Source organism: Paraburkholderia sp. GAS38, assembly GCF_050434965.1.
GTDB lineage: Bacteria > Pseudomonadota > Gammaproteobacteria > Burkholderiales > Burkholderiaceae > Paraburkholderia > Paraburkholderia phenazinium_A.
The window spans coordinates 123,948-145,669 of record NZ_JBNDJO010000003.1 but is presented as its reverse complement, the minus strand read 5'-3'; the positions used below and the strand labels follow the sequence as shown (position 1 = coordinate 145,669).

Genomic DNA, 21,722 nt, shown 5'->3' with positions numbered 1-21,722 from the left:
CAAGCTCAACCCTTGGCCGGCGCGAGATCCTTGACGTCCGCGGGTTTCGCGGCCATCTGCAGATGCAGCCGTTCGCCCGTGTACGGCGAATGCTGCCGCACCACGTCCATGTTCAACTCCACACCGAGACCCGGCTCCTGCGACGGAATGATGTAGCCGTCTTCCCAGCGAATCGGCGTCTTCAACACTTCCGCGTGGAAACCGCCCCACGTACCGATGCTTTCCTGAATCAGGAAGTTCGGCGTGCAAGCCGCCAGCTGGATGCTGGCCGCAGCGCCGACCGGGCCGTTGTAGAGATGCGGCGCGATCTGCGCGTAATACACCTCGGCGATGCTCGCCACTTTCTTCGCTTCGAGCAGACCGCCCACGCGCGCCACATTCAGTTGCAGGATCGACGCGGCGCCCGCTTCGAGCAGCTTGAAGAATTCGTACTTGGTGGTCAGCCGCTCGCCTGCCGCGATCGGAATGCTGGTGTGCTTCGCGACCTGGGCCATGGCCCCTTCCTGTCCTGGCGGCACCGGCTCTTCGAACCACAAGGGGTCGTATTTCTCGAGGCGTTTGGCGAGACGAATGGCCGAGGAGGGCACCATCTGACCGTGCGTGCCGAACAGCAGATCGGCCTTGCTGCCCACGGCTTCGCGCACCCTGCGGCAGAAGAGCTCGCAACGGTCCAGCACTTCCATCGACAACTGGTGGCCCGAATAGGCGGTGTACGGACCCGCCGGGTCGAACTTGACTGCGGTGAAGCCGCGCTTCACGTTCTCCACCGCGCATTCGGCGGCCAGATCCGGGTCGTCGTAATCGTATTCGCCGTGGCTGTTCTTCGGGTACAGGTAGGTGTACGAACGAAGCCGCTCGTTGACCATGCCACCCAGCAATTCATAGACCGGCTTGCCCGCCGCCTTGCCGATGATGTCCCAGCACGCCATCTCGAGACCGCTGACCACGCCCATCATGGTCAGATCCGGGCGCTGCGTGAAGCCGCTCGAATAGGCCTCGCGCCACAGCCGCTCGACGTGATGCGGATCCTTGTCCTGCAGATAACGGCCGAACACGTCGTCGATGATGTGTGTCATCGCATCCGGATGGAACGTCGCCGAATAGATTTCACCGACACCTTCAATTCCGCAAGCCGTCTTCAGCTTGACGAAGATCCAGTACATGCCGCCCAGATGCGGCGGCGGTACAGCGACAATATGCGTTTCGAGCGAAACAACTTTCATTTACGCACCTTCTTTCCTGTTAAGCCTGTTTCTCAGCGCAAGCGCGGCAAAGCCACCGAGCGCTGCCACTGCGGCTACATAGCCAAAGTAGAGTTGATAGCCGAATACGCCGGGATACGTCTGTGTCAGGTAGCCGTTGATGAGCGGCAGGAAGACGTCCGGCGAGTAGCCCAGTACCGAGATCAAACCAATCGCGAGGCCCATCGTTTCGACCGGCACATTGCAACGATCGAGCAACGACCAGTAAAGGCCGCGAATGGCGTAGGTCAGAATGCCGATGAACAGTACGAGGAACACCAGCGCCACATGGCTGCCGATGCCAGGCGCGGCGATCAGTCCCAGCAGCGAGAGCGCGGCCAGAAACAGCGCGATCACCAGCACCGAAATCTTGGAGAAGCGGTCACCCAGGAAGCCGCCGCCGATGCCGCCAATCGGCCGCATCCACAACTTGAGCGTCGTGATCGTGCCGGCCATCACCACCGACAGGCCGATCGCCCCTTCATGCAGATACGCGGAAAAGCTGTACGTTGCCCAGAACACCTGGTAGCCGCAAAACACAATCGCGGCGACAAGCCACAGCTCCGGAATCGTCGCGAGCGTCTTCAGGTCGACCAGCACGTTGTTGCGTTTGCGCGTGGCAGCTTGCTCCGCGGCGGCCTTGCTACCCTGCGGATCCTTCACCATCCCGAGCACCACGCCCAGCGCGATGCACAGGAACGCGTACATGTAGACCACCAGCTTGAAGCCGGCCGCCACCGGTTCGCCGCGCGTCTGCGTGGCCCATGCGAACAGCGTGATGGCGACGGTTGCCAGCAGCGCTTCAACCAGGCCGCGGCCGCCGTCGAGAAAGCCGAAGAAACGGCCCTGTTCATGCGCGCCGGCGATCATCGTCACACGCTTGATCACGGCGGCCCAGAACGTAAGACCTGTCGACAGGCCCCAGCCGCCGAAGATCACCATCAGCAGATGAAACGACGGGGCGGTCGAATACCACAGACCGAGCGCACCGGTTGCGATCAGCGAAAAGCAGATGAGCAGGCGCGGCGCGATGCGATCGGCGAGCCAGCCGCTCGGCAGATAGCTCAGCAAAAAGATGGTGCCGAGCGACGAATACAGATAGCCCAGTTGACTGTCGGTGATATGAAACACTTCCAGCATCGTGGGCTGGTACACCTGCCGCAGATAGAGAATCGGATAGATCGCACCGGCGGCGATCACCAGCAGCAGCAGTTGCACATAGCGCTGCGCCGGGGTTTCGCGCAAGGCGGCTGCGTCGTTGGATGCGGCCAGCGAGGCGGCGGATTGGACGGACTGAGATGACACTGAGGTGCTCCTAAGAGACACGCAAGGCCTGCGGTGCAGGGTTGCACCGGCTTTGTCGAGTCCCCGATATCTTTTGTTATGGTTGCAGCGTGCTTGCGCGAATCTGCAGGTTGAGGAAGACGCGCCGCTGCGAGCGGCGCGCCGGGTCCGAATAAACGTTGCTTTAGTACTTCATGACCACGAGGCGGGTCTGCGTGAATTCGAGCATGCCGTGCTTGCCATCGTCGCCGCCCAGGCCTGAGCGCTTCCAGCCTGCGTGGAAGCCCTGGTACGGATCGGCCGGCGTGCGGTTCACGTACAGTTCGCCGGCTTCGATGCCGTTGGCAATCTTCATCGCCGTGCGATAGTTCTCGGTGTACAGCACCGAAGAGAGGCCGAACTGGTGATCGTTAGCCATCCCAAGCGCTTCGTCGAGCGTGCTGTATTTCACGACCGGCATGATCGGACCGAAGGTTTCTTCCTGGATGATCTCCATGTCCTGACGGCAGTTCGACAGCAACGTGGCCGGATAGAAGAAGCCCTTGCCGTCCGGCAACTCGCCGCCCGTCTCGAGCCTGGCGCCCGCCTCTACCGCGCGTTCGACCATGGCATGAATCGACCGGCGCGACGCCTCGTTGACGAGCGGTCCCATCAAAGCGGGATGGTCGGCGCGATCGCCCGATTTCACGGCGCTCATATGCTGCTTGAGCAGCGCGACGAAACGGTCATGCACGCTTTCGTGCACGTACACACGTTCGATCGCCGTGCACAACTGGCCGCAGTGCGTGGTCTTGGACGCGACGAGTTCGCGCGCGGCCTTCTCTAGATCGGCATCCGGCTCGATGATCGCGGGTGTCTTGCCGCCCAGTTCGAGCGACGGCTTCGCGATGTTCGCCTTGCAGTACTCAAGCACCTTGCGGCCCGCGCCCACACTGCCCGTCAGCGTGATCATGCCGACCGCCGGATGCGTGCAAAGCGTTTCCGCAATGTCGTGGCTCATCGCCAGAATGTTCACCACACCGGCCGGCAGGCCCGCGCGTTCGACAGCCTTGGCGATTTCGAACGCGGACGTCGGCGTGTTGTTGCTCGGCCGCACCACCACCGTATTGCCGGCAATCAGCGCAGGCGCGACCTTGCGCATGAACGTGTAGACCGGATAGTTGAACGGAATCAGGCAAGCCACGACGCCAATCGGCTCGCGATGCAGCACCAGGTTCTCGTCGGGGGTGTCGCTCGGAATGACTTCGCCTTCGATACGGCGCGCCCATTCCGCGTGATAGCGCGTGATCTGGCCGGCATAGATGGCTTCGCTGGTTGCGTCGGCGACACTCTTGCCCGACTCCAGCGCGAGCGCCGCGCCGATCGCAGGCGCGCATTCGGTCAGCGCGTCGGCAAGCTTGTGCAGATAAACCGCGCGTTCGGCGGACGGCAGCTTACGCCAGCCTTTCTGCGCAAGCGCCGCCGCGTTGACCGCGGCAATCGCTTCGTCCTTCGAGGTGCCCGCGACGCGGGCAATCAGGGCCTCGGTGGCGGGGTTGTAGACGGAAATGAGTTCGTCGCTGGCGGGATCGATGAACTGGCCGCTCACAAAATTCCGATCGAGTCGCATAGTCGTTACCAGGTGGCATAGTGCGAAAAACGCATGGCCGACGGCTATGGATTCCATGCCGCCGCTGCATGGGCAGAATTCTTCTCCGCGTAGCGAGGGGCGACAAGCGACTAATTTGGGCACCAAACATTCGAAAAACTCATGTTTGGCATGAAGGAGAGGGGAAGGGTCGGCGTGGCTGAAGCGCCGGCTCGACTAGCCGATCCGCAGCAACGACACCTGACTTGCCAGCAAGATCTGCAGCTCATCGGAATCGGGCCGCGTCCCCCAGTTGCGGGCGCCGGCCACCGATGCGATGGCAATCCACGAGTTGGGCGGAAACCATTCCCGTACGACGGCGGTCCCCTGGAGAATCCGCAAGCGGCCGGTTTGCTGGCAATAATCGGCACACAGTTCCGTGCCATCCAACTGGGCGGTCACGAGGGGGTGACGCGTTCGTTGCATTGATGTCTCCCGCAAGAAAAAGCCTGGCGCGCGTAGCGGAATGCGCGACGGCCACCGCAGTGACGGAAGTCTAGGGAGGGTTCTCATTTACAGGTGAAACCTGCATGCGAGATTGGTAACGCCAGGTTACGGCTGCTTGCGGTGAGGAACTGAAAGAGATCGCACGGCGCATCGTGGCGTGACCGAAGGTGTGCATCCAGTGCCGGCATTTCCCCGTATATGAAGTGACGCGACGCAATCTTGCATCGCTTACCGGGAGAATCGAAATGAACAAGGCAATTCTGACCGTCGTCATGACGGGCGCGGCTGCAGTGTCGTTGAGCGTGTCGGGAGCAGCGTTTGCGGGCAACAACGGCGGTGCGGGTAACGCGCACGGTGCGGCAACGGCTGGGATGACGTATCAAGGCGATCCGATCAACAGCCCGTGGACCACCAAACCCGCCGGCATGATGATGGATCAAGGCAGCATGAGCATGCCTTCATCCAGCGACACGTCGAACACTCAAACGACGCAGGCCAAAACCGATCCGCAATAACATGCAGCAGTGTCCGTCAGTACTACCGAGCATATCGATGCGTTTCGTTGCGGCGTCAGACCGTGTAGCCGTCCTTGCAGACTCGTCCTGCAAGCGACGTCCGGCGCAAGGACACGACATACGGCTGCCGCCAGGTCTGCTATAGCTCCGGATTGGCCAGGTCGGCGGCGACGATATGCTCGCCATACACCTGGGCAGCCGCCAGCGCCTCCACTTTCGTCGGGAACGGGCCAAGTTCGGGCGCACCGTCGAACGGGAACAACAGTCGGCCGTCGGTCTTGCGGACCACGTTCAACACGCCGAAAAAGCGCCGGTAGCCGGCGAGGCGCGAGGACGCCGAGACGTCGAAATCACTCTCGGATTGCGCCGGAACGCTGGGGATGAATGCAGACTTGCTCATACGCTGAAACAGATTGAGTGGCGGAGCGGAGCGGGCATCGCGCCCGCACAGCCCTCTGGAAGCGGCGTTCGCCGCCGTGATCAGTACGCTTCCCTTAGCCAGGGGCCCCAGGCGGCGCCATCGGCCTTCAAACGCGTGTAGGTGGCGCTTTGTCCCGTCGGAACGTCCGACGTATCGCCGTGTGGCTTCACATCGGTGGTATGCAGCGCGAATGCCTGGCGTTCGTCCGTGTCGACGGTGACACGCCCAATCGGCTCCAGCGCGCCGCTTTGCGCGGACTCCAACAGCGCGAGATAGGGGGTCAGACGGCCCCAAAACGATGTCAACTCTTCCTGCAAGTAGTGTTTCATGTATTTCCTGGGAGAGTGTGGGTCGCAGTTTACCCTACCGGCACATTACATTCTCCCAACACAAATTTGACTGAGATTTCGTGGTTTAGAACGCATCGCTGAAACATGATGATTGGCAGGTTGGATATCAGCGTGGTACAAAGTCATTCTTCGCGTTCGGTCGCGGGGCGAAGACGCGGCAAACGCGAACGCGACATTTAAATTGAATGGATTAAAAAATGGCAACCGGTATTGTGAAGTGGTTCAATGATGCAAAGGGTTTTGGTTTCATTACGCCTGACGGCGGCGGCGAAGATCTGTTCGCACATTTCTCGGAAGTCCAGGGAAGCGGCTTCAAATCGCTGCAGGAAAACCAGAAGGTCAGCTTCGAAGTGAAGCAGGGCCCGAAGGGTAAGCAAGCGGCAAACATCACGCCGCTGTAACAGGCCGGGAACCCGTTCCCCCTGCTGCAAATGGCCCGCTTCGGCGGGCCATTTGCTTATGTGGCGGCGGTTTGGGACGGCCCACCGCCCCCCCGGCACGCCCGCGCCGTTGCAAAGACGCGACGAAGCGCGCCCAGACCGTCCGGACGCCGCGCCTCAAAGTTCCAGCAAAGCCGTCTTCATCCAGTCGTGCACGGCCCGGCTCAAGTCCTGCTGCGACGTCTCGCGCGATGAAAATTCCGGCCCCACGACCACCCGAATGTGCCCCTTCCGGTCCGGCCAGCCCTTCGCCGGCCAAACTTTGCCTGCGTTGTGCACTACCGGCACCACCGGCGCGCCGGTCGCGCATGCCAGACGAATACCGCCCGAGGTCAAGCGCGGCGGGGCATCGTGCGGCACGCGCGTGCCTTCCGGAAATATCACCACCACATCACCCTTGGCGAGCCGTGCGGCGCACTCCTGTGTCACCGCCTGATGCGCCTGGCGCGGCGAGCCGCGGTTCAGGCTGACCATGTCGAGCCCGCGCAGCACCCAGCCGAAGAACGGAATGCGCAGCAGGTCTTCCTTGAACACAAAACTGATCCGCCGCGGAAACAGCGCGAGAAAGGCCAGCGTCTCCCATGTGGATTCGTGACGGCACAAGAGGATGGAGGGTCCCGCCGGAAGATGTTCGAGGCCTTCCACCGAACACGTGACGCCCGGCAGCCAGCGCATCCATGCGACCATTGCACGACACCATTGCGCTGCCAGCCAGTACCGCCCGGCCCTGCCGACGAAAGGAAACAGCAGCAGAATCAACGCGGAGTAGACCGTGCCGCTGCCGAGCAGGCAGACAATGAAAAACCATTTGATGAACTTGGTGCGCATGAAAAACCGAGTGAAGAAGGAATGGAGCCGGAAGGTGTTGCGTCTGCGCTCGCCGGAACCGCACGCAAGGCGCGGCCTTCGTGCGGGATATGGCTGCTGACGCCTCACGCCACGAGACGTGAAAGCGCGGTCCTGAGCGGGTGAGCGAGGCGAACCGGGCGAAATTATGCGGTTGCGGCGCCGACATCGATCTAGTCTGACACAAATAAATTTTCGGCTCCGTCTCGGCGGCAATCATTCGCTTCCCGGCCCTTCCGGAAACCGCATCGCCGGGACGCAGTCTCTTCGCGATGCCGGCGTTGCCTGGCAAAGGCAGCCCACAGTCCTGTTGCAAAACCATTAAAAACCCTTCATCCCCGTGGCGACGTCCGGTTACGCGCGCTCAGCGATGATGTTCGTACGACCTGCTCCCTGGATTCGCCATGGGTCATGCAGATGCAGGCTTCCCTCACGCCCCTCCTCCCTGAACGAACAAGCCATGCCGAAAGTGCTATCTGTTGAAGACGATGAATTGATGATTCAGGAGATTCTGAGCGCGCTATCCGAGTCCGGCTATGAAGTGGACGTTGCGCGCTGCGGACGCGACGGCATCGCCAGGGTCATGGCGTTCACCTACGACCTCGTGACGCTCGACCGCACGCTTCCCGATCTGGATGGCTTGACGATTCTCGCCACCATGCGCGACGCGGGCATCGACACGCCCGTATTGCTGGTGAGCTCGATGTCGAACGTCGACGAGCGCGTTCGCGGCCTACGCGCAGGCGGCGACGACTACCTCACCAAACCGTTTGCACGCGAGGAGATGGCCGCACGCGCCGAAGTGCTATTGCGGCGCAAGACCCCGGTTCGCAGCGTCGAGACCTGCCTGCAGGTCGGCGAACTGGCGTTCGACCTGCTCAAGCGCCAGGCCAGTCATCACGGCGAGGCGCTGGACCTTCAGCCCACCGAACTCAAACTGCTCGAATACATGATGCGGCATCCGGGCCAGGTGCTCACGCGCACGATGATTTTCGAAGGTGTCTGGGGCTGCCGCTTCGACCCGGGCACCAACCTCATCGACGTTCACGTGGGGCGCTTGCGCAAGAAGGTGAGTGCGGCGGGCGAGGATCCGCAGATCCATACCGTCAGGGGTTCGGGCTACATACTCAGCTAAGCGCTGCAGCCGATTAAAAATCTCTTCACTTTCATGCTCGCGTTGCGATAGGCCTACCTCTCTATTCTGCTTCTTACCGAGACGCGCACCGCATGACGCGGTACAGCCCGGACCTCACCATCTTTTCCGCATGAAGGAGCAGTCATGAAAGCACTGAAGATCGCAGCCCTGTTGAGCATTCTCGCTACCGGCACGGCATTCGCCCAAAGCAATCCGGCCACCAACGCTCCGGCCGACAATGCCACGACCACCGTGGCGATGTCGAACGCCACGCCGCAAGTCGGCACATGGGTTCCGCCGACCGGCCAGGCCGTTGCACCGAAGACCCGCGCCGAAGTCTATGGCGAACTCGTACACGCAGAAAAGGACGGCCAGCTCGCCTACCTGAACAGCACCGTGTACGCGCATCCGTGAACGTTTCGCGCAACACGCGTCATCGCATGTGAATGGCCGGGCGAAGCGGACTGCCGGATCTCCTGCAGCCTGCTCGCGCCGGTCCGCATAGCGCGGGCGCGAGCCGGCCCGACACCCCACGCCAGGCTTTATCACGAAGCCAATTGATAGCCGAAGCGGCTAATGGTCTCGACGCGGACCCTGAACCCATTCAGCTCCAGCTTGCGCCGCAGGCGCGATACCACCAGGTTGACGCTGGCGGGTTCGACATCCTCCTTGTCCGGCCACGCGTAACGGATCAACTGATCTCTCGCTACCGGCGCCTTCGCCTGACGCAGCAGGCATTCAATCAGCAGATATTCGCGCTTCGTCAACAGCACGCGCTTGCCGTCTTCGACGAGATCGCGCGTCAACGGGTCCAGCTTCAGCGCCGGCGTCGTAACGGCCGGCTGCGCCGAACGCGCCACGGAAGTGCGATGAAGCGCCAGCATGCGCTCCTGCATCTCGAGAAACGAATACGGTTGCACGAAGCAGGCGTCCGCACCGGCGCGCAGCACGCGCGCGCGATCTTGCGAGGTACCGCTTGCAAGCGCAACGATCACCGACGGTGCGCGCGGCAGCCTGGCCAGTTCGGGCAGCGCGTCGAACAGTGCGGTCATCAGGGACAGCCCCACCGCGGAAACGACAATCGCATCGAACGCTTCATGCGAGGCCAGATAGAGGGCATAACGCAGGTTATCCGCTACGTGTACGCTGTGCGCGCTCTCCCTGAACGCCTTATGAAGGTAAACCGTCTCCGTCTCGGAGGACGACACCAGCAGAATTCTCATCTAGCGTTAGGACCTACTGCAGGTTGTGTGACCAGCAATCGATGGTGATCGTCGTGCCGCACTCTTCGCCGCCAATGCGGAGTTCGAAATCATGCAGACGGACGATTGCGGACACAATGCCGAGCCCAAGCCCCGTGCCTGGTATGTGACGCGTCTGCTCGACGCGGTAGAAGCGGTTGAGCACCGCGTTGCGCTCGCTCACCGGGATGCCCGGTCCGTTGTCGGCGATCACAAGTTGCGGACCCGCCTGGTCCGATCGCAACACCACGCTGACATCGCCCCCTTCCGGCGCGAACTTGATGGCGTTGTCGAGCAGATTGCTGAAAGCCTCGAACAGCAGCGCCCGATCGGCGTGGACCGAATCGACCGCTTCGGTGCTCAACTGCAGCTTGATCGACTTTTCCTCTGCGAGCGGTTGATACAGGTCGCACAGTTCCTCGACGAGCGTCTGCAAGGACACAATGTCGAAGCCGCTGCGCCGTTGCAATGCGCCGATTTCCGAAATGCGCAGCATGGCGCCGAAGCGGTCGAGAATGGAATCCGCCTCGACGCGCGCATGGGCAAGCAACGTATTGGCCGCCTCGTCGCCGTTGTCGCGCACCCGCTCCGCGAGGTTCGCCAACTGCAGGCGCAAGCGCACGAGCGGCGTGCGCAGGTCGTGCGCAATGCCGTCGCACGCGCCTTTGACCTCGTTCATCAGACGCTCCACTTCGGTAAGCATGTGATTGACGAGATGGCAAAGCATGTCCAGTTCATCGCGGCCGCCAATCGGCAAGCGTTGCGCCAGATCGCCATTGGCGATGCGAGTCGTGACGCGCCGCATGTCCGCCACCCGCCGCATCTGACGAAAACTCAGCAGGAGACCGGTGCCGAGACTGAGGACCAGACACAGCACGCCCCCGCCGATCAGCGCGCGGGTCAATTCCTCGCGCACTTGCCGCACATCGTCCAGGCTGCGCCCGATCACCAGTTGGTCGCCATTGGCGCGGGTCTCTCCCATCACGCGTACTGTGGGCGTGGAAGGATTCTCTGCGAGCATCAGCGTGCTGCCCGTGGTCGAACTGTGGGACTCGCTCGCCAGTTCGAACTTCAAGCCGTGCGGCAACGCCATGATGTCGCCGGCAATGCGCTGGCCGTCCGGCGTAAACAGGCCGTAGTAATTTGCGTGCCGGTTCTCCCGCTCGATCCGTCTTTCAATCGCGGACACCAGCCGGTCGTCGCCTTTCGAATCGAAGTAACGCATCTGCCAGTGAATCGCGCTGTCCGCCTCGCGTTCCATCGCCGCGCCGACCGAATATTCGAGGAACCCCAATAAGGCCATGAAACACAGCGTGAAGATCGCGGCGTAAGCCGACAGCCATCTAAACGTGCTCGTATGCCAGCGCTGGCCCGGACGGCTCGTCGAATGCGTAGCTCGTGTCTCAGTGGAGATCGCCGTTCCTCGTACTTTGCCAAGTTCCAGAGTGGACACGGTCATCGGCCCCTCGCGTGTTGATTCGTTAAGAACGTGGACCCGCCTGGACCGGATCGACAGCGATTAAATTCCTGAGCATTCATGCTGGTCGATTTCGTCTCGCGTCCTGGGATATGGGCTTCCGGATAGGCTCAACATTACAATAAGGATTCCATAGCTTACATAAACTGCCAAAGCATGGTCAGAATCGTCACAGTGTCGGCATCATAGCCTTACGCGAATAAATACCAGACCGCACAAAGATGAAAAACCCGTCACTTTGTGCGCATTGCATGAAACATCAAGATGGATTCTTTACATTACCCTCACTACCAACTATCACGTCAGGCAAGAAACTTAGCTTTAGCCCCTGCCAGACGTGTTAAAACGCACAACAATGAAAAAAGCACAGACCGGAATCCGGTCTGTGCTTTTGCATGTTGCAGTTAAATCGCGGACGCCTTAAAAGCGATGCATCATCGCAATGCGGTACACCATCTGGTTGCCGGTCGACGACTGACTCGGCGAGCCGACAATGTTCGCGTAATCGAAGTCCTGACCCGTCTTGCCGTCCGCGTGCTGATAAGCCCCTTGCACGTAGACAGAAGTGCGCGCGCTCAGATCATAGTCGAGCATGAGCGACAACTGGTTCCAGTTTGCATCCGAGCTGCCCGTCACCGTGGAGATATGGGCGCGCGTAAACGTATAGGCAGCACCGAGCCAGAAGTCATGCGCGAAGTAGTACTGGCCGTTGATTTCGAAGTTATCGAACTTCCATGAGTTTTGCGTACCCGCGACCGGTTGCGTGGTGAAATACTCGCTGTAGGTCGGGTTGTAGACATCGATGTGCGAATAGGCCAGCGAGACCACGGCCTTGTCGGAGAACTTGTACGAAGCACCGGCGTCGATGTTCTGTTGCGAGGACCCGCTGAACACGATCGTCGTGCTCGGCGATGCCCCGCCGGTATTCGCACCGCCGTTGTTGGTCTTCATATAGGCCAATACAGCGGAAAGCGCTCCCATCTGGTACTGGAGCGCCGCGCTGTACATCCGGTTGTCGGCGAAACCGCCGGCTTCGTTGCTAAAGCCGTACATGGCTTCGCCGGTGAAGCCCGCCACGGTCGGCGACACGTACTTGACCGAGTTCTGGATGCGGTAGTCCCAATCCGCGTTGTCGTTGTCAAGCGGATGCGCGCCGAGATCGCCTTCCCAGTTGCCGGCTGCCGTGAAGCCGCTCCACATGTCGATGGTCGGATCGTACTGGCGGCCCATCGTGATCGTGCCGTATTGCGCCGAGGACAAGCCCACGTATGCCTGACGGCCGAACATCAGGCCGCCCTGGCCCGCCGCACCCGTGTTGGTGTTAAAGCCGTTTTCCAACTGGAAAATGGCCTTCATGCCGCCGCCGAGGTCTTCGCTGCCTTTCAGGCCGAAACGGCTGCCGGCCGTATCGCCGCTCACCATCTGGTATCCCCGGTTGCCGGCCGCGTTGGTGGTGAAGTCGAGGCCCTCATCGATAATGCCGTAGAGCGTGACACTGTTCTGAGCATGCGCGACATTAGACAGCGCAAGTGCGGACAACAGTCCGGCCAAACACGTTTTTTTCATTTACCTTTACCTGATGAGTGGAGTGGAGAATCTCTGCCTGCTACGCGCTTTAGCGCCCTTCTGTGCGCCGTGACGCAGCGCCGCTGCATGCGGCTGCAGCGACATGAAAGTGCAAGCGAAGTTTAAGTAGCCGCTTTCTTTGGCGAGAGCTCTCAGGCGAAACTCAGTCTTTCAACAAGCGCAAGTGCGAAACGCGGACACGCTAGCGCCTTGAGCGAAGCGGGCTCGCATTTCTTTCTGGAAAAAAATTAGCGGATTTGCGATGCGTAAGTGTCGTGCCTGAGCGACAACGCGTCCGACGAGGTAGATAAATCTTTAATGTCGCTTTAATTCTCGCGCTGCGCCGAGAGACGCGTGACGGTGCAATGCCATCTCTGGCATTGCACCGCTTTTCCTGCACATGGCGTTTGCGAACGTTCGAAGCATCGCGCGATACCGCAAGGGCGCCATTTCGTTGCCGTCATCGGCCGCGGAAAATGTTGCAGCGGGGACCCGTTGCGCACCGCGGGCCACCCGACTCTGCGCCGAAATCGGCCGTGCCGCCATACGAGGCATGGGTGATGGAACCCGCGGTCGGCTTGCCGGTCGGCCCGGTTTCGCTGTAGGGCATATCCGTCGCGTCTTGCGCGGACTGGTTCGCGTTCTGCTCCAGGATGGCGCGGCCCTGTGGTTGGACGTCCATCGTCCTGTCCTGCCCGCTCGCCATGCCGGCTGCCAGAAGCAGGCCAGCGCTAGCCAACGGCAACACGAAAAGTGATTTCATCTCGACACTCCTTGCATCGGGTACCCATTACCTGGGTAACGGCTCCAATCGCCCAGCCTTGCTGCCGGACCGGCCCGTGCAATGCACCAATGGCACGCTTCGGACCGGCTGCGGCCGACCCCGATACACAGAACGACCGCGCCGCAACTCCGTTATAGGTCAAGTTCGCAAGACGTCAACGACGCCGCCGGCCAACCGCAAACGCGCGCCCTCAAAGACCCCCCGCCGCCGGCCCAGACCGCTTATGCGTGAGCGAAGCAGCACGGCACGACATCTGCTGAGGTTATATTTCGACATGGCGCGTTTCCCGATCGCGTTGATTCGTTCATCGCGCCGAACTGCCGGAGAAGTAGATGGAGCACGCGTATCTTCACCTGTTGCATCTGCTCGGCGGCCACGCGGAATGGACGCTGGCGGTGGTTTTCCTTGCCGCGTTCCTGGAGTCGGTCGCTGTCGTCGGCACTTTCATTCCCGGCAGCACGGCGATGTTCCTCGCCGGCGCCCTCGTGGGCACCGGAACCCTAAACCTCGGCTGGCTGTTCGCCTGCGCGCTCGCCGGCGCCGTCGCCGGCGACGGCATCAGCTATTGGCTGGGTCGCCGCTACCGCAGCAAGATCGTCCAGCTCTGGCCCTTCAGCACGCATCCACAGATTCTGCACGGCGGGAAACAGTATTTCGCGGCGCATGGCGCGCGCAGCGTCGTGTTTGCCCGTTTCATCGCGCCCTTGCGAGCGATCGTGCCGGTCGTCGCCGGCATGCTGGGCATGAGTCCGGTGCGCTTCTATGCGATGAACGTCGTGTCGGCCCTGTTGTGGGCGCCGGCGCACATTCTGCCGGGTGTCGTGTTCGGCGCGTCGCTGCAACTGGCCGGCGCAGTGTCGTTTCGACTCGTCGCCGTGATTGCGATTCTGGCGGCAATCGGTTGGCTCAGCTTCCGCTTGATGCGCCTGATCCTGTCGCGCGCACAGGCATGGACGATCGCCTCGCGTCTCAAACTGATTGCCTGGGCACGGTGTCACAACGGACGTGCCGCCACCTTCCTCCTGCAGGTGCTGAATCCCGAGCGTCCGGCCATGGGCATCGTCGCGATCATCTCCGTGCTGGTGTTGTTGTTCGCCGGCATTTTCTTCGGAGTATTGAAGGGCGTCGCCAATGGCGACCCGCTGGTTCAGGTGGATATGTCCGTCTATCGATTCCTGCAATCGATCCACTCCACCTGGGCCGACACCTTGATATCGGGCCTCGCGACCCTGGGCAGCGTCCCCACACTCGCAGCCGTCGTCGCAACCGTGATCGTATGGATGACGTATGAACGGCGCTGGCTGGCGGTTGCCTACTGGCTGGCTGCCGTCGCCTTTTCGCAGTTGCTGATCTTCGCGATCCAGTTGGCCGTGCGGCGTGCGCCACTGGGTCAAGGGAGTTTCGACGCGTATGCGTTCCCCAGCAATCACGTCGCGGCAAGCGCGATCGTCTACGGCTTCCTCGCGTTTCTGCTGGCGCGGCGGGTCGGCAAAATCCAGGGAATTCTTGCGACGACGCTCAGCACCGCGATTGTCATTGCCGTCGCGTTCGCGGGCCTCTACTTCGGACGTTTTTCGTTCTCCGATGCAGTTGGCGGCGCGGCATTCGCGGCGATCTGGGTCGCCGTCGTCGCACTGACCGCTGTCTGGCGCAACCCCACGGTGCCCGCTTCGCGCGAGTTCATGCCTGCCGTGATGCTGCTGGTGATCTGCGCGAGCGCGGCGCCGCAGATCGTCCTTAGCCGCGCCACCAGCGAACCTTCCAGCCTGCCGAATCGTCCCTTGAACGTGGTCACCGAAGCGCAATGGACCGATACGCTCTGGAAGACCTTCGCGTGCTACCGGTCCGACATGACGGGCGACCGGCGCGAGCCGATTACGGTGCAATGGTCGGCCAACCGCGAGCAGATCGAAGCGCAGTTGAGTCGTCGAGGCTGGATAGAAGGCACGCAACTGTCGGCACGCTCGCTCCTCTCGCTGGTGGCGCCCGATCCCGAAGCCACCGCCTTGCCGGTACTGCCGAAGCTCAACAACGGCGAACCGTCCGCGCTGGTCTTTACTCGCGCCCGCGACGCGCGCGACGAACGCGACGTCTTGCGTTTCTGGTCCACCGACTATGCCGTGCAACGTAAAAGCGGCACGCCCGCTGCGCCGATCTGGTTAGGCTCGCTCGTGCATGAGCGCTTGCGCCGTCCGTCGTGGCCGTTCAATGTGTTGCGTCCCGACAGGCAAATCGATCCGCTCATCTCCGTTCAAGGCGAAGCGAGCGGCTGGCGCGAACTGGAGGTATCGAGCAGCGCCGGATGCGAAGGTGTGCGCGTCACGCTGATCGATTCAAACGTAGAATGAACCTGTGCTGACGTCTGCCAGGATCTCCCGATTCCAGATACAGCACGCCACGAATGCAGGCACAGCAGACATGCCGCTCCCCCTCGTTCGTGACCTCAGGAGTACTGCAATTGATAGAGTTTCCGCAATCGGAAATTTCGACCTGGGGTGGCGGGGTCGTTTTTCTAAACGTGCTTCTTACCCGTCTTGGTGTGCCCATACCCGCGGTACCGGTCCTGCTCTTCGCCGGCTCCGCGATTGCCAGCGGAACCTTGTCGTTCTGGTACGTGCTGCCCGCAGCCGTGCTCGGCGCATTGATCGGCGACGGGATCTGGTTTATCGCGGGACGCCGGTACGGCCAACGGCTGATCAATGCCCTTTCGCGCCTGTCGATGTCCGCCGGTACACACGTGCGGACCGCGCGCTCGCTGTTTGAACGTTTCGGAGCGCCGATCGTGTCGGTGTCCAAATTCGTTCCTGGGTTGGGTATCGCCACTCCGCCGCTGATGGGCACAACCCGTGTCGACCCAAAAATCTTTCTCGCATGGGACCTGCTGGGCGCTTCCGTATGGGCAACATTCTGGCTGCTCGGCGGAGCCGTGTTCGAAAAGCAGCTCAGCCTGTTCGTGCTCTCCGTCCGGGCGCATGGCACCACCGTGATCGACCTGGTGCTGGCCGCGTCGCTGCTGTACTTCGTCTACCGCTGTATCCAGCGTTGGCGCTTTAGACGCTGGTTGAAGCGGGTTCGGATTACCCAGGAACAGCTTGAAGCGACGCTGCGCACCGAATCTCCGCCCATTATTCTGGATGCCCGGCCCGAGTCGGCGCTACTGGACGATACGCATCGCATACCCGGCGCGCAGCGGCTCGACGCGACCTCGCAGGCGGACATCGAGGAGGCTTTGCCCGAAAGGAATCGCGTGGTGTATTGCGTCTGTCAGGATGAGGCGACGGCAATGCGAATTACGCAACAGATGCGCCGCAAAGGGTTTACGCGTATTCGCGCGCTAAAGGGCGGTCTCGATGCCTGGGCGCGCCGCGGTTATGCCTTCGATCCGTTTCCGTCACGGGCCAGCGCAGCTGCGTTGGCGGCGCGCGTGAAAAGCCTGCGGGCGGAGACCGAGGCCGTTACGCTGCGCGGGGTAGCGCCGAAACGAGGGACTTCCGGCGACAGGCGGTAGCGACCCTGGTTGTGAATTGTCATTTGCCTGTGGTAAAAAGAAGCGTCGCGTCTTGCCGACCTCGGCTAACCGGCACCAACACAACGTCTTTTTTGGAAAATTCAGGAAAATGGCAACAGGTACAGTGAAGTGGTTTAACGATGCAAAGGGCTTTGGTTTCATTACGCCGGACGGCGGCGGTGAAGACCTGTTCGCGCATTTTTCTGAAGTCCAGGGAAGTGGCTTCAAATCGCTGCAAGAAAACCAGAAGGTCAGCTTCGAAGTGAAGCAAGGCCCGAAGGGTAAGCAAGCGGCCAATATTACGCCGCTGTAACAGCGCGCCGGAACTCGCGTTCCTGCATACACATTGGCCCGCCTTGGCGGGCCAATGTCGTTTCTAACAGGCGATCGAGCGGCCGGTTCCGTTACGCTGCAGCGCTCGGCGCGGCCTTTTTGGCGGCGGCCTTCCGGGCGGGTGCCCGCTTCGCGGTTGAAACCTTCCTGGCAACCGTTTTCTTTACGGCTGTTTTCCTGGCTGCGGGTTTCTTGGCCGCGGTTTTCTTCGTTGCGACCTTCCGGGTTGCAACCTTCTTCGTCACGGCTTTCTTAGCAACGGCCTTCTTTGCGGTGGCCTTCTTTGCGGTGGCCTTCTTTGCGGGCGCTTTCTTAGCAGCCGCTTTCTTCGCCGACACCTTCCTGGCCGCAGTCGTTGCGTGGCTAGCGCCGCTGCCGTTCAGCGCAATCGCCGCCGCCCCATCAATCAGGAAACGGGTGCGGTCCTTCACGTTCTTGATCCAGGCAGGCGGCCGCGCATGACCACTCCAGGTTGCGCCGGTTTTAGGATCCCTGTACTTGGGCGGCATCTTGCCTTTAGCGCTGGCGGCTCCGTTTGAAAGACGGCGTCCGGCCACCTTGGCTTCGCGCCTTGCCTTGGCGCGTGCTTCGATATCGACGGTGGTCAAGCCGTGCTTGATCATCAGTTCGCGGATCTGGTCGACAGCCGCTTGCGCCCGTTTGGCAAGCAACACTTCGGCTTGCGCCTGGAGTTTCTTCATACGCGCTTGAATTTGCTCTAGAGTGGCCATTACCGCCTCCTTACGTGTGGGCAATGGACGCACTATGCCATGAGCGCATGGCAAAACGCTATGGTTTCACGCACAACGAAGTAAAGCATAGGACGCTTCAATGCGCTTAAGCATGTTTGATGAACACACTCTTTGACCTCGCATCGAATCGCAAGGCGAGCTTTAGACCGACACGGATGAAGCTCGAGACTGTTTCATTAATAGAACTGAGTATGCTTCGACCAGAGTCGGCAATGCCGTCCACGTCCAACCTCGCGGGAAGAACCGTCTCACGGAACCGCATGATTTCCTCGTGGCACGAATAATGCTGCTCGGAGAACGAATAGCCGCGCGATAACCCCCACCCGACACCCTCCGCGGTGCCTCGGTGCGGACACAAACCAATAAGGGAAGACCGTGCCAAACGAACCGTTCGAGCCTGAACTCGTCGTTGAAGACGAGGCGGAACGCTCCTGGGCGAGACGCCTCGGGCCAGGCCTCGTGAAAGGCGCGGCCGACGACGACCCGAGCGGTATCGCAACCTACTCGCAGGCGGGCGCGCAATTCGGCTTCGGCCTGCTATGGACCGTGCTGCTCACCTACCCGCTGATGGTGGCGATTCAATCGATCAGCGCACGCATGGGGCGCGTCACCGGCAGCGGACTCGCGGCCAACCTGCGCCGCCACTATCCTTCGCAGATCCTTTACGCCGCCGTCATGATCCTGCTGATTGCCAACACGATCAATATTGCAGCGGACCTGGCGGCAATGGGCGCAGCGGTCACGCTCGTGCTCGGCGGTCCCGTGCAGATCTACATCGTGCTATTGGGCACCGCTTCCCTGCTGCTGCAAGTCTTTGTCCCCTACGATCGCTATGCGCGATTCCTTAAGTGGCTCCCGCTCGCATTGCTCGCCTACGTGGCAACGCCGTTCGTCATGCGGCTCGACTGGAAAGCGGTGGGCCTGAATCTCGTCAAGCCGCCGATACCCTTCTCGAGCCACTACCTGACCACTATCGTTGCGGTACTGGGCACCACGATCAGCCCTTATCTGTTTTTCTGGCACGCGTCGCAGGAAGTGGATGAGATCCGTTCGGAGCCGGCGCAAGAGGCCCTGCTTGACGCGCCCAAACAGGCTAGCGGACACCTGCGCCGAATCAACCTTGATACCTGGGTCAGCATGGCGATGTCGAACGGCGTGGCGTTCTTCATCATTCTCTCGACTGCGGCGACCTTGCACGTGCATCGCACGGGACTCGCAACGTTTGCCGATGCCGCGAGCGCACTGAAGCCCGTCGCCGGTCCATTCGCATTCCTGCTGTTTAGTCTCGCCGTGATCGGCACCGGCTTGCTCGCCCTGCCCGTGCTCGCCGGGTCCGCTGCGTATGCGGCCGCCGGTGCGATGAACTGGCGCAACAGTGTGGCGCTGCAGGTGAACGTCGCCAAGCAGTTTTACGTGGTGATGGCGGTTGCGACCTTTGGCGGCGTGACGCTCACCTTTGCCCATTTCGATCCCATCGACGCGTTGTATTGGGCCGCCGTCGTCAATGGCCTCGCGGCCGTGCCGATCATGGTGCTGGTGATGCTGATGTCAGGACGCCCGGAGATCATGGGTGAGTTTGCCGTGACGGGTCTATTGCGCTGGGTGGGCTGGATCGCGACCGCAATCATGGGACTCGCGGCGCTCGGCATGTTCTGGCCGGCGTGACGCGTCAGGCGCGCGAGCCGGGACCCGCATCGCCGTCTTCGGCCACGAAGGTCTGATTGCGGCCGCGCCGTTTGGCCTCGTAGAGCGCGCGGTCCGCGGCCGCCACGAGACTGGCCGCGCCGCCCCCTTCACGCGGCTGCCGCGCAGCGACGCCCAGGCTCACCGTCACCATCCCGACATCGCTCGCGTGATGCGGTACCTGCAGCCCTTCAACAGCACGGCGAATGCGCTCCGCCACCACGCGCGCACCATGCAGATCGGTCTCCTTAAGGATTAACGCGAACTCCTCGCCACCGTAGCGGGCCACGATATCCGTCGGACGCCGCGCCGACAATGCGATGGTCTGGGCAATCGTGCGCAAACAGTCGTCTCCCCGCTGATGGCCGTAGTGGTCGTTATAGCTCTTGTACGCATCGATATCGATCATCACGACCGCCGTAAAACCGGCGCCGTCGCCCTCTGCAACTTGCCGCCATTGATTGGCCAGTTCGAGGTCGAAATGACGCCGGTTGAAGAGTCCCGTCAGTCCGTCGCGAAACGCCAGTCCCTGTAGTTCGATACGCTCGTCGGCAAGGCGCTGCTCGGCCGCTTTGCGTACCGTGATGTCGCGTGTCGTCGCCGTGAGCGCTTCAGGCTGTCCGGAAAACGGATCGATCACCGGACGAAGATAGGTTTCCAGCCAGAGGATCTGGCCGTCGGGTCGTCTGAAGCGGCTGACCTGCGAGATTTCGCTCGCGCCGATCGCCAGATTCTCGATGGCCGTGGCCAGCGCATCGCGATCGTCAGCAATCACCAGGTCCGGCAAGTACGCACCGATCAGTTCGTCAGGATTGCGACGCATCACGGTTTGAGCACGCGGCGAAACATAGGTAAGCCGGCCCTCGAGCGTGACACTCATGACGATGTCGGTCGCGTTCTCTGCGAGTATCCGGTAGCGCCGTTCGCCCTCGCGCAGGAGTCCCACAAGGCGGCCACGCGACACTTGCGTCGCGCTGATCGGCAGTGCAATGCACAACGCGGCAAACAGGAACAGTTGCAGCGAGAAGATGCGGGCTTCCATGTCCTCATACGGGAATATCCACAGCGGTCCAATGCCGCGCATGGTGAACGACACCGCAATCGCAAGACACAGCAATAAGCCCACCATGACCCCTGCAAGGTCCACTTGAAACGCCAGCAGCACGATGGGCAGCAGCGCCCAGTAGAGCAGCGGGAACCGGCTCTGGGAAAATACCCCGGCGGTGACGGCGCACACCAGTAGCAACAGGGCCAAGGTTTTCAGACGCCGGTCCGCACGCAGGAGATCGGCGGCCTCGCCGTTCCAGAACACGACCGCCGCGGGCGTAAAGATCACGAGACTGAGCGCGTCGGAGACGAACCAGTTGGCAAGATTGGGCAGCAGATGGCCGCTTAACTGGCTGCGCAGCAGCGTCGTAGCAAGCAGCCCCGACAAAAGCGGCGCGAGGATCACGCCACCGGCCAGAAATCTCAGCAGCGCCTTGGGACGCAACAAATCGGCGACCGTGCTCAAGCGCGGCGCAAAGCTGAACGCAATCAGCACTTCGAGCGTATCGGCCAATGTATAAGAGAGCGATACCGCGAGGCTTTCGCTAATCAGATTGGCCGCCAGGTTCCCCGCTATGCCGCCGGCCAGCACCCAATAGCGCTGCCTGGGCGCAACCACCATCATCTGGCCCAGCAGCACCGCATTCGTCAGCCAGATAGCTGCGATTTCACCCGCCATGCTCTTGAGCGCGCCGCTCAATAAACAGGTGAGCGTCGTCACCACGAATGCCAGCAACACGCTCCAGCGTGTCGACACCACGCGCTGCGGACGTACCCCTTCCAGAAATACCCGCGGTTCTCCAGTTGGTCCTTCGGCTCGCTGCCCCATACGCTTGCTCTCAATTCTTCTTGTTAGCGTCGGCTCGCGCGGCACGTTAAAGCCATTCCCCGTTACGCGGCCCACACCTTGTTCTTCAGAACGACCTTGCGTTTCGTCATCGTCGAGCCAGTGTATAGATAATCAGACGAAACCGGAAAGCAGAGCTAGCCGCGAAACGTGCAGAACACCGCAGAAAACGAACTTT

At 61.4% G+C, this 21,722-nt stretch carries 21 protein-coding genes; 8 read left to right on the top strand and 13 right to left on the bottom strand.

Annotation, left to right across the window (positions count from 1 at the left end; all coding sequences use genetic code 11):
- Positions 1-5 precede the first annotated feature (5 nt).
- The 4 genes from P3T42_RS08250 to P3T42_RS08235 all read right to left on the bottom strand — a co-directional run bounded on the left by P3T42_RS08250 (position 6) and on the right by P3T42_RS08235 (position 4,578).
- On the bottom strand, positions 6-1,223 hold the full coding sequence (locus P3T42_RS08250) for a mandelate racemase/muconate lactonizing enzyme family protein (RefSeq protein ID WP_429305698.1): 1,218 nt from the start codon (positions 1,221-1,223) through the stop codon (positions 6-8).
- Positions 1,224-2,546, bottom strand: coding sequence for an MFS transporter (locus P3T42_RS08245; protein WP_429305697.1), 1,323 nt, complete (start codon positions 2,544-2,546; stop codon positions 1,224-1,226).
- Positions 2,547-2,709: 163 nt separating this feature from the next.
- Positions 2,710-4,134, bottom strand: a complete 1,425-nt coding sequence (gene aldA, locus P3T42_RS08240) for an aldehyde dehydrogenase (RefSeq protein WP_429305696.1) — start codon at positions 4,132-4,134, stop codon at positions 2,710-2,712.
- Positions 4,135-4,329: 195 nt separating this feature from the next.
- Positions 4,330-4,578 (bottom strand): hypothetical protein, encoded by a 249-nt coding sequence (locus P3T42_RS08235; RefSeq protein ID WP_074294382.1) that lies wholly within the window; start codon positions 4,576-4,578, stop codon positions 4,330-4,332.
- Positions 4,579-4,844: 266 nt separating this feature from the next.
- Between P3T42_RS08235 and P3T42_RS08230 the strand changes: the two genes are divergently transcribed.
- Positions 4,845-5,114, top strand: a complete 270-nt coding sequence (locus tag P3T42_RS08230; protein ID WP_074294381.1) for a hypothetical protein — start codon at positions 4,845-4,847, stop codon at positions 5,112-5,114.
- A gap of 139 nt (positions 5,115-5,253) precedes the next feature.
- Here the strand turns inward: P3T42_RS08230 and P3T42_RS08225 are convergent, their stop codons facing one another.
- Together P3T42_RS08225 and P3T42_RS08220 are read right to left on the bottom strand one after the other, a co-directional pair.
- On the bottom strand, positions 5,254-5,514 hold the full coding sequence (locus P3T42_RS08225) for a DUF6723 family protein (protein WP_074294380.1): 261 nt from the start codon (positions 5,512-5,514) through the stop codon (positions 5,254-5,256).
- A gap of 80 nt (positions 5,515-5,594) precedes the next feature.
- On the bottom strand, positions 5,595-5,864 hold the full coding sequence (locus P3T42_RS08220; protein ID WP_429305695.1) for a hypothetical protein: 270 nt from the start codon (positions 5,862-5,864) through the stop codon (positions 5,595-5,597).
- A gap of 218 nt (positions 5,865-6,082) precedes the next feature.
- Here P3T42_RS08220 and P3T42_RS08215 point away from each other — a divergent pair, with 218 nt between their 5' ends.
- Positions 6,083-6,286: a cold-shock protein gene (locus P3T42_RS08215; protein ID WP_074266313.1), complete on the top strand. Its 204-nt coding sequence runs from the start codon at positions 6,083-6,085 to the stop codon at positions 6,284-6,286.
- Positions 6,287-6,442: 156 nt separating this feature from the next.
- Here P3T42_RS08215 and P3T42_RS08210 read toward each other — a convergent pair whose 3' ends face one another.
- A complete protein-coding gene (locus tag P3T42_RS08210; protein WP_074294378.1) occupies positions 6,443-7,153 on the bottom strand; it encodes a lysophospholipid acyltransferase family protein in 711 nt (236 codons plus the stop codon).
- Between the two features lie 478 nt (positions 7,154-7,631).
- Between P3T42_RS08210 and P3T42_RS08205 the strand changes: the two genes are divergently transcribed.
- On the top strand, positions 7,632-8,306 hold the full coding sequence (locus tag P3T42_RS08205; protein WP_429305694.1) for a response regulator transcription factor: 675 nt from the start codon (positions 7,632-7,634) through the stop codon (positions 8,304-8,306).
- Between the two features lie 144 nt (positions 8,307-8,450).
- Complete coding sequence (locus P3T42_RS08200) at positions 8,451-8,720, top strand: DUF4148 domain-containing protein (RefSeq protein ID WP_074294376.1); 270 nt, start codon at positions 8,451-8,453, stop codon at positions 8,718-8,720.
- Positions 8,721-8,851: 131 nt separating this feature from the next.
- Here the strand turns inward: P3T42_RS08200 and P3T42_RS08195 are convergent, their stop codons facing one another.
- The 4 genes from P3T42_RS08195 to P3T42_RS08180 form a co-directional block, all read right to left on the bottom strand.
- Positions 8,852-9,529 (bottom strand): response regulator transcription factor, encoded by a 678-nt coding sequence (locus tag P3T42_RS08195; protein ID WP_429305693.1) that lies wholly within the window; start codon positions 9,527-9,529, stop codon positions 8,852-8,854.
- Positions 9,530-9,542: 13 nt separating this feature from the next.
- The gene (locus tag P3T42_RS08190) at positions 9,543-11,006 is read right to left on the bottom strand and encodes a sensor histidine kinase (protein WP_083640237.1); all 1,464 of its coding nucleotides are present in this window, start codon (positions 11,004-11,006) and stop codon (positions 9,543-9,545) included.
- Positions 11,007-11,444: 438 nt separating this feature from the next.
- Positions 11,445-12,590 carry a porin gene (locus P3T42_RS08185; protein WP_074294374.1) on the bottom strand — a complete coding sequence of 382 codons (1,146 nt, stop codon included), beginning with the start codon at positions 12,588-12,590 and terminating at the stop codon, positions 11,445-11,447.
- A 460-nt stretch (positions 12,591-13,050) separates the two neighbouring features.
- The gene (locus P3T42_RS08180) at positions 13,051-13,353 is read right to left on the bottom strand and encodes a hypothetical protein (RefSeq protein WP_074294373.1); all 303 of its coding nucleotides are present in this window, start codon (positions 13,351-13,353) and stop codon (positions 13,051-13,053) included.
- A 353-nt stretch (positions 13,354-13,706) separates the two neighbouring features.
- Here P3T42_RS08180 and P3T42_RS08175 point away from each other — a divergent pair, with 353 nt between their 5' ends.
- The 3 genes from P3T42_RS08175 (at position 13,707) to P3T42_RS08165 (ending at position 17,195) form a co-directional block, all read left to right on the top strand.
- Positions 13,707-15,722: a bifunctional DedA family/phosphatase PAP2 family protein gene (locus P3T42_RS08175; protein WP_074294372.1), complete on the top strand. Its 2,016-nt coding sequence runs from the start codon at positions 13,707-13,709 to the stop codon at positions 15,720-15,722.
- A 53-nt stretch (positions 15,723-15,775) separates the two neighbouring features.
- Positions 15,776-16,882, top strand: a complete 1,107-nt coding sequence (locus tag P3T42_RS08170) for a VTT domain-containing protein (protein ID WP_429305692.1) — start codon at positions 15,776-15,778, stop codon at positions 16,880-16,882.
- 109 nt (positions 16,883-16,991) lie between these two features.
- The gene (locus tag P3T42_RS08165; RefSeq protein WP_074266324.1) at positions 16,992-17,195 is read left to right on the top strand and encodes a cold-shock protein; all 204 of its coding nucleotides are present in this window, start codon (positions 16,992-16,994) and stop codon (positions 17,193-17,195) included.
- A 91-nt stretch (positions 17,196-17,286) separates the two neighbouring features.
- On the opposite strand, the gene P3T42_RS08160 is transcribed toward P3T42_RS08165, so the two are convergent.
- On the bottom strand, positions 17,287-17,946 hold the full coding sequence (locus P3T42_RS08160; RefSeq protein WP_429305691.1) for an H-NS histone family protein: 660 nt from the start codon (positions 17,944-17,946) through the stop codon (positions 17,287-17,289).
- A 396-nt stretch (positions 17,947-18,342) separates the two neighbouring features.
- Between P3T42_RS08160 and P3T42_RS08155 the strand changes: the two genes are divergently transcribed.
- Positions 18,343-19,632 (top strand): Nramp family divalent metal transporter, encoded by a 1,290-nt coding sequence (locus P3T42_RS08155; protein ID WP_429305690.1) that lies wholly within the window; start codon positions 18,343-18,345, stop codon positions 19,630-19,632.
- 4 nt (positions 19,633-19,636) lie between these two features.
- Here P3T42_RS08155 and P3T42_RS08150 read toward each other — a convergent pair whose 3' ends face one another.
- The gene (locus P3T42_RS08150; RefSeq protein WP_083640236.1) at positions 19,637-21,526 is read right to left on the bottom strand and encodes a bifunctional diguanylate cyclase/phosphodiesterase; all 1,890 of its coding nucleotides are present in this window, start codon (positions 21,524-21,526) and stop codon (positions 19,637-19,639) included.
- Positions 21,527-21,722 lie beyond the last annotated feature (196 nt).